At 71.3% G+C, this 16,166-nt stretch carries 9 protein-coding genes; 3 read left to right on the top strand and 6 right to left on the bottom strand.

Annotation, left to right across the window (positions count from 1 at the left end):
- Positions 1-13 precede the first annotated feature (13 nt).
- The 6 genes from ACLJN9_RS04495 to ACLJN9_RS04470 form a co-directional block, all read right to left on the bottom strand.
- Positions 14-652 (bottom strand): TetR/AcrR family transcriptional regulator, encoded by a 639-nt coding sequence (locus ACLJN9_RS04495; RefSeq protein ID WP_410809734.1) that lies wholly within the window; start codon positions 650-652, stop codon positions 14-16.
- 236 nt (positions 653-888) lie between these two features.
- Positions 889-1,197, bottom strand: coding sequence for a DUF3349 domain-containing protein (locus tag ACLJN9_RS04490; RefSeq protein WP_410810191.1), 309 nt, complete (start codon positions 1,195-1,197; stop codon positions 889-891).
- Positions 1,198-1,234: 37 nt separating this feature from the next.
- Complete coding sequence (locus tag ACLJN9_RS04485; RefSeq protein ID WP_410809732.1) at positions 1,235-1,549, bottom strand: hypothetical protein; 315 nt, start codon at positions 1,547-1,549, stop codon at positions 1,235-1,237.
- Between the two features lie 13 nt (positions 1,550-1,562).
- Positions 1,563-2,783 (bottom strand): anion permease, encoded by a 1,221-nt coding sequence (locus tag ACLJN9_RS04480; RefSeq protein ID WP_410809731.1) that lies wholly within the window; start codon positions 2,781-2,783, stop codon positions 1,563-1,565.
- 296 nt (positions 2,784-3,079) lie between these two features.
- Complete coding sequence (locus ACLJN9_RS04475; RefSeq protein WP_410809730.1) at positions 3,080-4,882, bottom strand: NAD-binding protein; 1,803 nt, start codon at positions 4,880-4,882, stop codon at positions 3,080-3,082.
- A 211-nt stretch (positions 4,883-5,093) separates the two neighbouring features.
- Entirely contained in the window at positions 5,094-6,344 is a 1,251-nt protein-coding gene (locus ACLJN9_RS04470; protein WP_410809729.1) for a phosphodiester glycosidase family protein, read from the bottom strand.
- A gap of 483 nt (positions 6,345-6,827) precedes the next feature.
- Between ACLJN9_RS04470 and ACLJN9_RS04465 the strand changes: the two genes are divergently transcribed.
- The 3 genes from ACLJN9_RS04465 to ACLJN9_RS04455 are packed head-to-tail and all read left to right on the top strand — an operon-like array spanning position 6,828 to position 16,116.
- Positions 6,828-14,129 carry an amino acid adenylation domain-containing protein gene (locus tag ACLJN9_RS04465; protein WP_410809727.1) on the top strand — a complete coding sequence of 2,434 codons (7,302 nt, stop codon included), beginning with the start codon at positions 6,828-6,830 and terminating at the stop codon, positions 14,127-14,129.
- 31 nt (positions 14,130-14,160) lie between these two features.
- A complete protein-coding gene (locus tag ACLJN9_RS04460; RefSeq protein WP_410809726.1) occupies positions 14,161-15,081 on the top strand; it encodes a pyridoxal-phosphate dependent enzyme in 921 nt (306 codons plus the stop codon).
- Between the two features lie 39 nt (positions 15,082-15,120).
- On the top strand, positions 15,121-16,116 hold the full coding sequence (locus ACLJN9_RS04455; RefSeq protein WP_410809725.1) for a fatty acid desaturase family protein: 996 nt from the start codon (positions 15,121-15,123) through the stop codon (positions 16,114-16,116).
- The last annotated feature ends 50 nt before the right edge of the window (positions 16,117-16,166 follow it).

Below are 16,166 nucleotides of genomic sequence, written 5' to 3'. Positions count from 1 at the left end.
TGGCGCACTCGCGTCACGGTTGGTCGCCAGCGAAGTCATCCTCGACGTCGGCCTGCGTCACCGGGCGGTCCGGACTAGGGCACAACCCGCGCAAGCCTGAGACGAAAAGCTCGACGTGACGGCTCAAGGCGCGCTCGATGGTGGGCCCACCACGTATCGGCCGGCTGACCAGGGCCGCGCATAGGATGACATCGGTGGCGTTGACGTCCCAGCCGACAGCGCCGGCTTCCCTCGCCTGGTCCAGGAACGCCTCCACCGCCGCGTCGATGCGCGCGCGGGCCTGCGCCGCAGCCACCGAGGTCAGTGCCGGCGCGCCCTGCAGGGGCAGCACGAGACGGTCCCCGATCTCCAGCCCGCCAAGCAGGAAGCGCCGCACGGCGATCAAACCCACCAGGCCTTCCTGTCTGATGTCGTGGATCAGCGCTTCGATGTGGGCGTACGCGCGCATACCCAACTCTTCGAACAGGGCGGCGCGGTCCGGGAAGCTGCGGTAGAAGGTGCCGATGCCGACACCCGCCGCGTCGGCGATCTCTGCCACCGGCACCGCGAAGCCCCGCTCGACGAACAGCCGTACCGCCGCCTCGACGATTCGGTCTTGATTGGCGAGGGCGTCACGACGGCGGGGGCGTGCCGGAGGTGCAGCTTCCTTCACCAGGACACTGTCTCACGGTTGGTCGCAGCTCGACTGCCGCAGAAACGCCAGCCGCCGCACTCGAAGCGACTTCCCGTCAGGCGCGACGCCAGGGCGCTCCGGAGCAACCGAGGCCCGGACGGTGACGCTTCGTGGCGGTTGAAAGAGTGAGCACCCACGTCTGCTCAGGTGGAGCCGGAGTTGACCGGATGCGTTCCACCTCGGTGGTGATTCACCAGTCCTGGTCGCGACCTGTCTTAATCGAGCGGCGGGTCAGCCAACGGCCAACCGCCCGCAGCAAGGTGCGCCGAGACCCGGACCACGTCTTCCGGCGCAGCCTGCTGCAGGAACGCATCGCTGATCATCCGCTCCACGTCCTGCGTGGTGATCGGATCACCATGACTCTGCGCCTGGTTCGCGAGATCCGCAGCGATCCTGCGTACCTCCTGCTCGGTGAGCTTGCGGCGGAGCAGGCCGAGCAGGGCGACGTAGTCCTGTCTCGGCACGCCCGTCGGGTATCCCGCACGTAACCATTCGACGGCACGGACGACGAAATTGGCGCGCATCTCGGTCACGGGAACTCCCTCGTCATGGGTCCGGCTCTCAAGGCTTGTCGACGAGTGTCGGGTAGATGTGCTCGAAACTGAGCGTCTTACCGAAGCCGGTTGCCACGATGAAGGTGATGCCGAGCGCGATCGCCGCCAGGACGATCGCGAAGCACAGGATGCCGGCGGCCCGACCGGCCGGATGTGGTGCCGGGCCGGGCGCACCGGAGGCGTGGACCTCGGCGTCGCCCCCCGCGCCGTAGGCCATCGCTCTGATGCCGACCGCGAACAGCGCTGGCAGGCCGGCTCCGAGCAGCAGGCCGACAAGGAGAATTTTCCAGCCGGCCGCGGCGGCGAATCCCACGTTGTGCATGTCGCTTCCCTCCTCAGCGGACCGAAGCAGCCGGCGCGCTGTCGCTCGTCCGCTCGGCGTCCCAATCGTCGTTGACGTTGCGGTGATCCACAGGTTCGCGGTGCGACCGCACGTACATGGCACCCGCCGCGGCGAGCAGCAGTATGAAGATCGTCAGTGCGCCGACGAGTCCACCGAATGCGTGACCTATCCACCACATGGCGGCGCCCACGACGCCAGCGCACGGCAGGGTGATGAGCCAGGCAGCGACCATCCGCCCGGCCACCCGCCAGCGCACCAGCGCACCCGGCTTGCCCACACCCGAGCCCAGGATGGATCCCGTGGCGACGTGCGTGGTGGACAGGGCGAAGCCCAGGTGACTCGATGCGAGGATCACCGCAGCCGAGGCACTCTCGGCAGCCATGCCCTGGGGAGAGGTGATTTCCACCAACCCTTTGCCCAACGTACGGATGATGCGCCAACCGCCCAGGTAGGTGCCCGCGGCGATGGCTACCGCACAGGCCGCCTTCACCCAGAAGGGAATGGCGCCGGTGTCCGTCCACCTGCCGGCGGCGATCAGCGCCAGCGTGATCACACCCATGGTCTTCTGCGCGTCGTTGGTGCCGTGCGCCAGTGAGACGAGTGACGCGCTGCCGATCTGCCCCCACCGGAACCCCGTCTCGGTGAACCGTCGCGCCACCCCGGCTGTGATCTTGAAGATGAGCCAGGTGCCCACCGCGGCGATGACGCCGGCGATGACCGGCGACATCAGGGCAGGCAGGATTACCTTGCCGAGCACACCGTCGAGTTTGTCGCCGTTGCCGTTCCAGTTGACCCCCGCCGTCCCGAGACCCGCGATGGTCGCGCCGATCAGGCCACCGAACAGGGCGTGCGAGGAACTAGACGGCAGGCCCAACAGCCATGTCAGCAGATTCCACACGATCCCACCCACCAGCCCGGCCAGGATGATGAGGAGTAGATCGAATCCGCCACCCTGTAGAAGCTCGGGTTTCGGCGTGCCGTCCGGATTCTGGATCTTTACCACGGCGTTCGTCACCGTCAGGGCGACCTCCACCGACAGGAATGCGCCGACGAGGTTGAGCAGCCCCGACAGCAGCACCGCGACCTTGGGCCGGAGCGCCCCGGTAGCGATCGAGGTCGCCATCGCGTTCGCGGTGTCGTGGAACCCGTTGGTGAAGTCGAAGGCCAAGGCGACCACGATCACCAGCACGAGGATCACGGTATTTGCTGTCACCTATCGATAGTCACCCCGGACAAGCGCCACCGACAGCGGAGGAAGCCTACTGGCTGCCTTGTTCGGCCACTATTGTCCATCGAATCCCCCAACGTTCACCGACCTGTCCAGAGTGATGCGATGCAGCGAGCCGTAGCCGCGCCGCCGGCCAGCATCGCGCGGAACGCCCAGGCCATCCAGGCCGAGCTTCGTGCCGCGATCGATCTCGGACTGGGGGCCCAGCCATGAACCTCGACCCCTCAGTCTGGTCTGCGGACTACGAGGGAGCTGAATGTCCCGGGTCGTGTGCCAGCGTGTCATGGCTGGGCGGGAGGACGTGGCGCTGGCGCGAGCAGCCGCATGGGTGCCACGTCGACCAGTGGCGCAGCATCAGGGCTGGGTGCGGTGCGGGCCAGCAGCGCGGCGAGGCCGGCGCGCGTGGCCAGCACGATCAGGCGGTCGGTGCGTACCAGATGCCGGCGCTGCGGCAACGCCCAGATGGTCTGCCCGGCCCGGCCGGTCCGCATTGCGATCAGCCGCACCGCGCCAGGCCGGTTCACGTCGCGGCAGTACCGGCCCTCGAGTTCGGACCCGGCGCCCACCGGAAGGTCGGCCACCAGCAGCACCCGCCGGCCGACGGAGATGGTGTCGATCACCTGTCGTCCCATCATGGCGGCCGCGAACGCCGGCGCCGCCAGATAGGACACGCTGCGTGACTCGTTGATGCCCAGGGTGCGCTCGGTGCGCCGCGCGAAGCCGTCGTCGAACAGCCGTAGCACCACCCGCAGCGGCACCCTGGTCGCTGCCGAGCGCTGTCGGTGCGCCTCGTGTGCCGATCGTCCCAGCAGGGCGGTCTCCAGGTTGGTGACATCGTCGGGGGTCAGCACCACCAGCGCCCGGCAGGTGTGCACGGACGCCGCCCGCAGCGTCTCGGGCCGGGTCGCGTTCCCGACGATGACGGGTAGGCCCAGCTCCCGGGCGACGCCAACGCCGCGCGCCGACTCCGTCCGGTCGACGGCGACCACCGGAATGCCGAACGCGTGCAGTTCCTCAAGCACCCTGGTACCGATGTTGCCCAGACCCACCAGGACGACGTGGTCGTCGACAGGATCGGTCATCCCTCCGGCGGCCACCGCCAGCCGGGCGTGCACCAGCGAGTCCACCATCAGGGCCGTGACGGTGGGCAGCAGCGCCAACCCGCTGATCACCAGTACCACCGCGGTTACCTTCTCGGTAAGTGGTGCACCGGGATCGGCCTCGGCGCCCCCCGCCGCGGTCAGCAGCGTCAGGTAGGCGGCCTCCGCGAGGTTGACGCCGCGGGTGTACGCGAGCAGCGCGCTGGCGGCGGTGAGCAACGCGGCCGTGCCGACCAACGCCAGTCGCAGATTGCGGCTGAATACCAATCCGAGTGTCCGTAGCACGCGCGGCCGTCGACGCGGCGCGTCGATCCGGGGCCGCCCGTACGTCCGAACGAGGACCAGGTCGGCCGAGTCTTGGTCCGCGGGAAGGACCACGGGCTCGGTGCCGGTCGTGTCGGCCAGGCCGCACACGACATCCGCGCCGACCGGATCAAGTGCGCTGCGCATCGCGGTACGTAGAAGCTCGTCGTCGGGCAGCCGCAGGTACGTCGGTGTGGCGTCCCCGAGCGTGGCGGCGACGAACGCAGGCGCGGCGATCTCCGATCCGGAGAGTACGGCGCAGTCCCCGAGCATCGCGGCGATGCCCTCGCCGAGCACGGGATTGAACAGCCGGATCACGAGCCGGACCTCGGGATCCAGTTCCCGGATGATCAACGCGGCGTCCACGTTGGTGACGTCGTCCGCACCGACCAGCGCCACGGCGGCGGCCTGCCGAACCCCGGCCCGGTCGAGCACCTCCCCGGTCAGGCGGCGCGCAACGATGATCTCCGGCCGCCCTTCCGCCGCTCCGATCTCCGGTGCGACGTCGGCGATGTCCGGTGCGTGACTGTCGCTGAGCGAGGAAAGGACCACGGTGACCGCGACACCGTACCGGTCTGTCAGCTCGGTGACCAGACGGCGAGCCAGCGCACCGTCCCCGCAGACCAGGAACCGCTGCCGTGCCGGCTTCTCGCCGGAGCTCTGCCTGGTGTCTTCGGACACATCCGAATGGTAGCCAGGCGCTGCTCGTCGAGCCGGTTCGGAGGCTCGCGTACCGACAGGGCTACGGGCCCGGATGTCTCCTCGCCGTGGCCCCGTCGGATCCGACCGATGAACCGCGGCCACCCCGCCCGACACCGAACCCGCCGGGCGTTCCAGAGATTCGCCCCGCCCGGGGCGACCGGGCGGGGCGAGTCCGTGCTCGATCGGACGATCAGTGGCGACCGACGAAGATGCCAATACCGTTGGCGACCGCTCGCTCCACGCCGCCGGAGGGGTTGTTGCGGGCGGTGGCCGTCGTCTGGCCCGGCTGCCGTACGGCGACCGTGGTCGAGCCGCCGCCGTCCAGGTTCACTGCGGCGTCCGCGCCGAGCGAATGCATCAGGTCGGCCAGTTCGGCGACCGTGAAGCCGGCGCTGGCGGGGGCGAGGCCGGCCAGCGCGACGAGGTACACGGTCGTGCCGTCGGGGCTGACACCGGCCGCTGTGCGCACCGCGGCGGTCTTGGCGTCCAGGCCGGCGAGGGGTTCACCAGCGCGCAGGATCGGTGCCCCGCCGACCGCGAACACCAGCTTCGGCCTGTCCTCGGAGACGAGCTTCTCCTGCACCTTCACCCGGTCGCCGACGGCGAGGTCGTCGAGCGCGTCCGCGCCACCCTCACGACCTACCAGCACCTCGGTGTCGCCGGGAATCTCGCCCGCGCCGGGCGTCTGGCCCACCGAGGTCACCACGCCGTGTCGTACGGTCACCTCGTAGGTGTGGGTGCTGCACGGATCGTTGCGGTTGGTGTCGCTACCGCAGGTCGACCGGACCCGGGAGGCCGTACCCCACTGCGAGGTGAAGAGGCCCACGCTGCCGACTGGAAGGGCGTACTGGTTGAGGCCGCTGAGGGCGATCGTGCCCTTCTTGCTGCGTACCTCGCCGGCGAGGCTCAGGGTGTCGACACGTGCCTTGCCGTTCACGCCCACGCCGAACACGTCGCGGGTCGAGGTGCCGGGGGCGATGCCGGGGCCGAAGCGCTGCGCGGTCGGCACCGCGAACTTCAGGTCCTCGCCGTCGGCGATCTCCGGACCGGACGACGAGCCGGTCGGCTCGACCCCGACGTGGGTCTCGCTGATGTTGAAGAAGTCCCCGTTCACGCCGCCGATGGCGCCCTGGTCGGTCGTCATGGCCGAGACGACCTTGCGTTGCGCGACGGTGTCGGGGTGCAGCAGGCCCAGCGAGACCTTGTTCCTGCGCAGGTCGGCGGTGAGCAGGTAGCCGACGGTGACGCCACGCGGCGTGTTCACCTGGAACGAGCCGTACGTGACGCCCGGGGCCAGATGCTCGGTCGAGGTGACGGTGATCGGGGTGTCCGTCGCGGTCGCGGTGGCCGCCTGGGCGACGCCGGCGGGTGCCACGAGCGTGCTCAGTCCGGCGGCGAGCAGCAGCGCCAGGCTCGGGCGGAGGAGGGTCGATGGCCTCATTTCCGCTCCTTTCTGTGGTGCGATCCCGGGTCTGCGCCCGGAGGTTCGAGCTGAGCCGACGGTTGGCCGGGCCAGCGAAGATCTTCCGAGCCAGCCGATCATCCGGGGGTGAACAAGCGAGACGTTTGACGTGAACCGCCCGTACCCTCCTGATCAACTACCGACGATCCGTCGATCGATGTCGACGCTGATCGATGGATCGGCTGCTGCCCACTCGTGTGAGTGCTGCCCACCCGAGTCGCCAAATGCGAACTGGGAGTGAACAACCAAGCCGGAGGCATGCGAGGGCCGTGAGCTGCGTGTGCCCCGTCAGCTGCGGCAGCCCGTTCCGTCATATCGCTCCTGACCTGTGCTTTCGTTGCGGCCGTCTCCGGTCGCGGAAAGTCGCCGGCCGTTCGTCTCCATGCCACCGAAACGAGAGTCTGGACTTCGTAGGTTGTGGGCTGTCCGACAGTCAGCCGCACACCGCAAGGGGAACAAACCGTGAGCGTCGACCTCACCGTCGCCAACCGGACCGACAGGTCAGCGTCCGAAGACGACGGTGCCCCGCTGCGGCTGCTCGCCGACATCGAGGAGTGGGCGCGTCGTACGCCCGAGGCGCTTGCCCTGCGCGACCGCGCCGGTGAGCTGACCTACGCCGAGGTGGTCCCAGCCGTCGCGGCGCTCGCCCGGGTCCTGGCCGCGCACGGTGTACGCGCCGGCGACCTCGTCGGCATCCGCGCGCCGCGCGGCACCGCGACGGTCGTCGCGATGCTCGCGGTGCTGCGCTGCGGGGCCGGGTACGTGCCGATCGACCCGAGCTACCCAACGGCCCGGCTGCGGCTCATGCTCGACGACGTTGCCCCCCGGCTGGTCCTCGACGCCGGCATCGGTACCCCGCTGCCCGCCGATGTCCCGGTCGTGCCGCTGCAGGGCGCCGCACGGACGCCGGGCCCCGATGTCGAGCAGATGGGCGACCCGGAGGACCCGGCGTACGTCATCTTCACCTCCGGGTCGACGGGCCGGCCGAAGGGGGTTGCCGTACCGCGCCGGGCGCTGGAACGCTTCTGTGCGGTGGCTCGGGAGCGATACGGCCTCACCCCCACGGACCTGGTTCTGCAGTTCGCCGCGCTCAGCTTCGACGCCAGCGTCGAGGAGATCTTCCCGACGTTGGCGGCCGGCGCCGCGGTGGTCATCCGCGACGAGGACGTCGTCAGTCGGCCCGATCTCCTCCTCGACAGCTGTGCCGCGCTCGGCATCACGGTCCTCGACCTGCCCACCGCGTACTGGCAGGAACTGGTCACCGCCATCGAACGCGGTGAGGCGGCCCTACCGGCGAGCGTCCGCCTCGTCATCATCGGCGGTGAAGCCGTCAACGCCTCGGCCGTGGCCCGCTGGCAGGCCCAGGTTCGCCCGGGGGTCCAGCTGCTCAACACGTACGGCCCGACCGAGGCGACGGTCGTGGCGACGGTGGCCGACCTGACGGCGTGGACCGGGGACGACCCGGCCCCGATCGGCCGGCCGCTGCCGGGGGTGACCGCGCAGGTGCTGGACGCTGACGGGAGCCCTGTCGCACCCGGTGAGATGGGGGAGCTGCACCTCGGCGGCCGTGGCCTCGCCACCGGCTACCTGCGCCGGCCGGATCTCACCGCCGAACGCTTCGTCGCCGGACCGGGCGGAGATCTCGTCTACCGCACCGGGGACCGGGTCCGCCTCCTCCCTGACGGGCAACTCGCCTACCTGGGGCGCATCGACGATCAGGTGAAGCTCCGCGGCTTCCGGGTCGAGCCGGGCGAGGTCGAGGCGGCGCTGCGGGCACTGCCCGGAATCACCGACGCGGTGGTCGTCGTCGACCAGCGAGGCGGATCGCCGCGGCTCGTCGGACACCTGCTGGTCGGCGCCGGATTCGTCGATGCCGCCACCGCCCGGGGGCAGCTCACGGCGCAACTCCCCGCGTACCTGGTGCCGGCGGCGTTGACCGTTCAGCCGTCGTTCCCCAGGACGCTGCAGGGCAAGGTGGACCGCCGGGCGTTGGCATCCGGTGAGCCGGGTGCCGCGTGGCTCGCGGCCGAGACCGGATCGGGACCGACCCGGTCGACCCCGGCGCCGACGTCGACGGGGTCGGTCCAGCCGATCGAGGCGCTCTGGCACGACCTGCTCGGCGTCGCCACCATCGACTCCACAGACGACTTCTTCGCCCTCGGCGCCGACTCGCTGGACGCGGTGCGGATGCTCAGCGGGCTGCGCCGCGCGTACGGCGTCGAGCTGACGCTCAGCGAGCTGTACGCCGCGCCGACGCTGGCCGGGGTGACCGACCTGGTGGCGCGGCGCCGCCCCACCGCGGCCGGACCGGGTCAGGAGGGACCCGGGCACACCCGCGAGCTGGCCAGCACTCCGATCGACACCGCGCCGTCGGGGCCGCTGCCGTTGACGGCCATGCAGCGTGACTTCTGGATCGCCGAACAGCTCACTCCCGATCTTCCGGCCCACACCCTGGGCATCCGTTACCGGCTGCCGGCCGGTACGACCACCGGAGCGCTCGCCGCCTGCCTGGCCGAGCTGGTCGGCCGGCATGCCGCGCTGCGGGCGTACTTCCTCGCCGACGGTGACGAGCCGACGATGCGGATAGCGCCGACCGGGGCGATTCCGCTGACCACCGTGGAGCTCGAAGAGCCGCATCCGTCGCCGCAGGCCGAGCTGCGCCGGCGACAGCTCACCCGCGTCCCGGTTGACCTCGCCCACGCGCCGCTGGCCCGGGCCGTGCTGCTCCGGGCCCCCGACGGTGACGAGCTGCTGTTGGTCGTTCACCACCTGATCTTTGACGGCTGGTCGGCCGGAGTCTTCGGCGCGGAACTGGCGGAGCTGCTGGAGCAGCGGTCCACGGGTGCGGCCGTCCCGGACCGGACGCCGGCGCCCGTACCGGCCGAGCTGCTGACGTACCAGCGGGACCGCGCGGCGCGTCCGGAGCTCGACGCGTACTGGCGGGGGCGGCTCGCCGGTGCGGACCTCGAGCTGGAACTTCCTGCCGACCGGCCCCGGCCGACGGTTCGGTCGTTCACCGCCGAACGGATCACCCGGGCGCTGGACCCGGAGCTGGTGGAGCGGCTGCGCCGCTGCGGCCGGACCCGGCAGGCGAGCCTGTTCACGGTGCTCCTCGCCGGGCTGCAGGTGGTGCTCGCCCGCTACACCGGACGCACCGACGTGACGGTCCTGGCACCGGTGGCCGGGCGGACCCGCCCGGAGCTGGAGGGCTTCGTCGGGGCGGCGCTGACCATCCTGCCGGTGCGCGGCGACGTGAGCGGGGAGCCGAGCTTCGCCGAGACGGTGACCCGGGTCCGCGACGCCGTCGCGGGCGACCTGGACCACCAGGACCTGCCGCTACCGCAGATCATCGCCGCGAGCGGCCGGCCGGCGAGCGCCAACCGCAACCGGCTCAGCGGCGTCATGCTGACCGTCCACAACACGCCGACCCCCGGCGGCGGGCTGCGGTACGCCGGTGAGGTGGCGCCCGCGGCGACGATGGTGGACCTCGCCGTCGGCCTCGACTTCCCGGTCGACGGGCCGGTGCTGACCATCGACTACGCCACCGAGCTCTACGACGAGCCGCGGGTCGACGCCCTGCTCACCCACCTGGTGACGCTGCTCGACGCCGCGGCGGCGACCCCCGAGACCCCGGTGACCCGGCTGGAGCTGCTCCCGGCCGCCGAGCGCAGCCGGATCCTGCACGACTGGAACGACACGTCCGCGCCGCTGCCCGTCGGTGTCACCGCCCTGCACGAGCTCTTCGAGGAATGTGCCGCCCGCACGCCCGACGCCCCGGCCCTCACCTTCCGGGGCGAGACCATCAGCTACAGAGAGCTCAACGCCCGGGCCAACCGGGTCGCCCGGGTGCTCCGTGACGAGCAGGTCGGCCCCGGCGTCCGCGTCGCCATCTGCCTCGACCGTGGCCCGGAACTCTTCGTCGCGATGTGGGGGGTGCTCAAGGCTGGCGGCGCGTACGTGCCGCTGGACCCGGCCTACCCGGCGGAGCGGCTGCACTACATGCTCGCCGACAGCGGCGCGGCGGTGCTGGTCACCCGGGACGACCTGGCGGTCGCCCCGCCGGCGCCCGCCGGTGTCACGGTTCTGGCGCTCGATCGCGACGAGCCACGGCTGCGTGCCGCCGACGAGAGGAACCCTCCGCTCGTCACGGCCGGCTCCGACCCCGCCTACCTCATCTACACCTCCGGGTCGACGGGGCGGGCCAAGGGGGTGGTGGTCAGCCACCACAACCTCGTCCACGCTGCGGTGATGTGGCAGCGCGCCTACCACCTCGAGCCGGGCTGGACCTACCAGCAGGCCGCCAGCTTCTCGTTCGACATGTTCGTCGGCGAGACGCTGCGGGCGCACACCACCGGCGGTCGACTCGTCGTCGTCCCCCGCGAGGTGCTGCTCGACCCGGCGGAGCTCTACGCGCTGATGCGGACCGAACGGGTCGACTGCACCGAGCTGGTCCCCGCGGTGCTGCGTGCCCTGCTGGCGCACGTCGAGGCGGCGGGGGAGCGGCTCGAATTCGTCAGGCTGCTCATCGGCGGCGGCGAGAAGTGGCACTTCGGGGAGTACCAACAGGCCCGGCGGCTGGTCGGCGAAGGCCGGGTCGTCAACGCGTACGGGGTCACCGAGGTCAGCGTGGACAACGTCTACTTCGACGGCGACGTCGAACACCTCCCCGCGGAGGCGCCGCTGCCGATCGGCCGGCCGTTCCCGAACAATCGGGTCTACGTCCTGGACGCCCACCAGCAGCCTGTGCCAACAGGGGTGGTGGGGGAGCTCTACCTCGGCGGCGTCGGTGTCGCGGTCGGCTACCACGACCGACCGGAGCTGACAGCCGACCGATTCGTCCCGGACCCGTTCGCCGGTGACGGCTCCGCCCGGATGTACCGGACCGGCGACGGGGCCCGCCTGCACCGCGACGGCATCGTCGACTTCCTCGGACGCCTCGACGACCAGGTCAAGGTCAACGGCTACCGGGTCGAGCTGGGCGAGATCGAGGCGGCCATCGCCGCGCTGCCCGGCGTGCTGGCCTGCGCCGTCAGCGTGCACCCACTGCCGTCCGGGATCGCCCAGCTCGTCGGATACGTTGTCGCTTCGCCCGGGGCCGACGTGACCGAGGAGGCGGTGCGGGAGGCACTCGCCATCTCCCTGCCGGTGCACATGGTCCCGGCCCGGGTCCTGCCGCTGGCGGCGCTGCCGCTGACTCCGAACGGCAAGCTCGACCGGCGTGCCCTCCCCGCCCCGCCGGATGCGGGGCACCAAGCCGGCGGCGTCGCGCCGCGGACCCCGACCGAGCACCGGATCGTGGACGTCTGGCGGCGGGTCCTCGACCGCGACGAGATCGGCATCGACGACAGCTTCTTCGCCCTCGGCGGCGACTCGTTCACCGCGCTGCGACTGGTCCGCCAGATCGACCCGGCGTTGGCGCTCGTCGAGCTCTACCAGCACCCCACCGTACGGGCCCTCGGTCGGCTGCTCGACGAGCGCGCCACCGGCACGCCGGAAGCGCCGCGGCGAATGCTGCACCGCCTCACCGCGGCCGACGCCGACCCGGCGGCGGGCGGGGTGACCGTCGTCGCCGTTCCCTTCTCCGGCGGCAGCGCCATCGCCTACCAGCCCCTCGCTGACGCGCTGCCCAGCGGCTGGGCCCTCTACGCACTCGAGCTACCCGGGCACGACCAGAGCCGCCCCGACGAACAGCCGATGCCCGGGGCCGAGGTCGCCGACCGAGTCCTCGCCGAGCTGCGGGAGGTGACCGGTCCGATTCTGCTCTACGGCCACTGTCTCGGTACGGCCGTGACCCTGCAGATCGCCCAGCGGGCCGAGGCGGCGGGCGTGCAGCTGCGCGGCGTCGGCCTCGCGGCGAGCTTCCCCACCGCCCGGCTCCCCGGGCGCTTCTTCGACTGGTTCTACCGGCTCGTCCCGACCGACCGGTTCACCTCCGACCGGGAATACCTCTCCTACCTGCGGGCGCGGGGCGGCTTCACCGACGTTCAGAGCCGGGAGGACGAGACGTTCGTGCTGCGCAACGTCCGGCACGACGCCCGCGACGCCGAGGAGTTCTACACCGCCGGCCGATCCGGTGACACGCCGCGGCTGCGGGCGCCGGTGCTGAGCGTCATCGGTGAGCGGGACCGGGTCACCGAGCTATACCAGGAGCGGCATCACGAGTGGGAGGAGTTCGCCGACGACGTCTCCCTTGCCGTCCTGCCCCGCGCCGGCCACTTCTTCGTGAAGACCCACGCGGAGCCGCTCGCGGCGTTGCTCGTCGAGCACGCCCAGCAGACCGAGCCTGCCCAGCAGACCGACCACGCCCAGCAGACCGAGCCCGCCCAGCAGACCGAGCCCGCACCGGTCCCCGCTTCCGCGGCCGCCCCGCCCTCCCGGCGGACCGTGCCCCGCAGCGCCGACCCGAGCCTCTCCCGTTTCGCGATCGTCGCGCTCGGCCAGTTCATCTCCATGGTCGGCAGCGGACTGAGCACCCTGGTACTGAGCATCTGGGTCTTCCAGCGCACCGGGGAGATCACCGACTTCGCGGTCGTCAGCGCTGTCGGGATGCTTCCCGGCATCCTCGCCGGGCCGATCGCGGGGGCAGTGGCCGACCGGTGGGACCGCCGAAGGGTCATGCTCGCCAGCGACGCCGCCGCCGCGCTCGCCATGGGCAGCCTCGCGCTGCTCGTCGTCGGTGGCGCGTTGCAGCTCTGGCAGGTCTACCTCGCCGTCTCGGTCACCTCACTGGCGGGGGCGTTCCAGCGCCCCGCCTACCTCGCCGCCGTGGCGCAGCTCGTTCCGAAGCGCTACCTCGGCCACGCCAACGGCATCAGTCAGTTGGGCGTCGGTGTCGGCCTGGTATTCGCCCCGATGCTCGGGGCGGGGCTGATCGGCCTGATCGGCATCCGCGGGGTGCTGCTGATCGACGTCCTCAGCTTTCTCGTCGGCGTCGGGACGCTGCTCGTCGTCCGCTTTCCCAACCGCCTCTTCCGGCTCCGTGAGGAGCGCTTCCGCGACGAGGTCGCCAACGGCTGGCGCTACATCGCCCGCCGCCCCGGACTCCGCGCCGCACTGCGGTTCTTCGTCATCGACCACGCCTTCTACACCCTCGGCTTCGCGGTGATCACCCCGATGCTCCTCATCGAGCAGTCCCCGCTCGCCCTCGGCGCCGCCCTCTCCGCCGGCGGCATCGGCGGCCTGCTCGGCAGCCTCACCATGGGCCTCTGGGGCGGCACCTCCCGGCGGACGACCGGAATGATCCTCTTCATGGCCGTGGCGAGCGCGGCCATGGCACTCGTCGGGATCGGCGTCCACCCCGCCTTCGCCATCGCCGGGATGTTCGCCCTCACCTTCGCCGAGTCCCTCATCGACGGACACTGGATCGCCCTGATCCAGACCAAGGTCGGCTTCGACCTGCAGGGACGGGTCCTTGCCATCTTCATCACGATGATGATGCTGACCATGCCGCTGGGTTACCTGGTGGTCGGGCCACTCGCCGACCACTACATCCAGCCGCTCCTGCAGCCCGGCGGCGGGCTCGCGTCGACGGTCGGAGCCGTGATCGGCGTCGGCCCCGGACGCGGCCTGGCGCTCCTGGTGATCGTCAGCGGGCTGCTGCAGCTCGGCTGGGCCGTCCGCGGCTGGCTCAACCCCACCCTGCGCCGCATCGAGGACACCCTCCCCGACGCCATCCCACCCGCCGAGGTCGGCGACCGCGACGAGCTGCAGAACCACGCTGACGCGCAGCTCGACGGCCTGCACGGCGTCGCTCCGCAGCGCTGACCCCATCCGTCCAGAAAAGATCAGGAGCACGATGTCCACCGACACCGTGGCGCCACCCGCCGCGCCCGAAGACGCCTTCGCCACCCCGCTGATCGACGCCACCGGGCTCGTCCGGGAGCACCGCATCCTCATCAAGGACGAGACCCGGTACGCCTCGGGCAGCCACAAGGAGCCGGCGGCCCGAGCAGTCGTGGCCCGGGCCGTAGCCGACGGCTTCACCCACATCACGGTCGCGACCTGCGGCAACTACGGCCGGGCGATGGCCACCGCGGCCACCGCCGCCGGGCTGACCTGCACCGTGGTCCTGCCCACCGGTTGGAGCGACGGCGGTGCCTTCATGCGCGCCGCCGGTGCCCGGGTGCACCTCGTCGACGGCAGCTACGAGGACGCCGTCGACGAGTCCCGCCGGCTTGCCACAGAAGACGGCACGGTCGACGGCAACGTGGACGGCCCCTACGTCGACGCCGTCTTCTCCGGGCACGGCATCGTCGTCGAGGCGCTGCGCGCGGCGCTTCCGGAGCCGCCCGCCGCGATCTGGGTTCCCGTCGGCAACGGCACCACGATCATCGCCATCCACCTGCAGCTGCGCCGGCTCGGCTGGCCGACCGTGCTCTACGGCGTCGGTTCGGCAGCCAACAACCCGATCGTGACGAGCTGGCCCGGCCCGTACCAGATGTTGCCACCCGACGCGGTCAGCACCACCGACCACAACCAGCCGCTGGTCAACTGGCACGCCCTGCAGGGCCCTGAGGCGATGGCCGCCATCGCCGACAGCGGCGGCGCGGCCTACGGGGTGGACGACGACCAACTCCGGGAGGCGCAGGCGATGCTCGCGACAGTGGGTGCCCACCCCACCGCCGCCGGCTCCGTCGCCATGGCCGGGCTGTACGCCGAGGCGGCCCGTGGCGGTCTGCTCCCCGGCACCCACGTCGTGCTGCTCAGTGGCCGCTAGCCCGCAAGCACCCCCATCCCCATCCAAACGGAGATCGCCATGAGCGTCGCCACCCCCCTCGTCCCCCGGGCCAACCCTGGACCGCCCGTTGTCGACCCCGTCGCCGTAACGTCCGACACCGCTGCCATCACCGGAACGGATTCGGTGGGCCAGCTCTTCGCCCGCGGCCGCGTCGAGCGCGCCGACGAGCGCGTCTTCGTCGGCAAGCTCGTGCTCCTCGTCGCGCTGATCGCGAGCGGTGTGACCCTGGCGCTGCGGCCCGAGCCCCTCCTCGTTGGGCTGGGCGTGGTGCTGCTCGCGGCGATGTACACACACGCGGTCGAGCTGCAGCACCAGTGCCTCCACCACTCGGCCTTCCGGCGCTCCCTGCCGCACCGGCTGGTGGGGGTGCCGCTGGGGCTGCCCCTGTTCGTGGTCTACAGCCACTACCGCGTCCGACACCTGCAGCACCACCGCTACCTCGGTACCCCGCAGGACACCGAGTTCTTCGGCTTCGACACCCGTCAGCGTCTGACCATCCGGGCCCTCCTGCGCGGGTTGCTCGACTATCCCCGGCTCGCGCTGGTCACGAAGGACATCGGCCGATCGGCCACCGGTCGCTGGCGCTACGAGCACGGCGACGTGGCACCGGCGATGCGCCGCCGGATCACCAACGAGCACCTCATCCTCGGCGCGCTGATCGTCGCGGCGGCCGCGGCTGCTGCGACGGGATACGGCCGGTACCCCCTGCTGCTCTGGGTGCTGCCGCTGGTCCTCGCCGTGCCGATGCACTTCCTCGTCGAGCTCCCCGAGCACCTGCTCTGCGAGACCGACACGACCGACGTGCTGCGCAACACCCGGTCGATCAGGGGGAGTCGGCTGAGCACCTGGTTCACCAACGGCAACAACCTGCACGTCGAACACCACGCCGCCATGAACGTCCCGATCAACCAGCTACCGACCCGCCACGGCGCCACCCAGCGCCACGCGCTGCACGTCGAACGCAGCTACGCCGACTTCTACCGCCTCCTCTGGCGTGCTTTGCGGACCAGGTAGCGCCCAAGAGCAGGCAATCAGAGCTGTGGCGGGGCGGGCGTCGGCGGCGA

This window comes from Micromonospora sp. 067-2 (assembly GCF_046549295.1).
In the GTDB taxonomy this organism is placed as follows: domain Bacteria; phylum Actinomycetota; class Actinomycetes; order Mycobacteriales; family Micromonosporaceae; genus Micromonospora.
The sequence above is the reverse complement of the archived record's forward strand: the minus strand, read 5'-3'. Positions and strand labels throughout refer to the sequence as shown.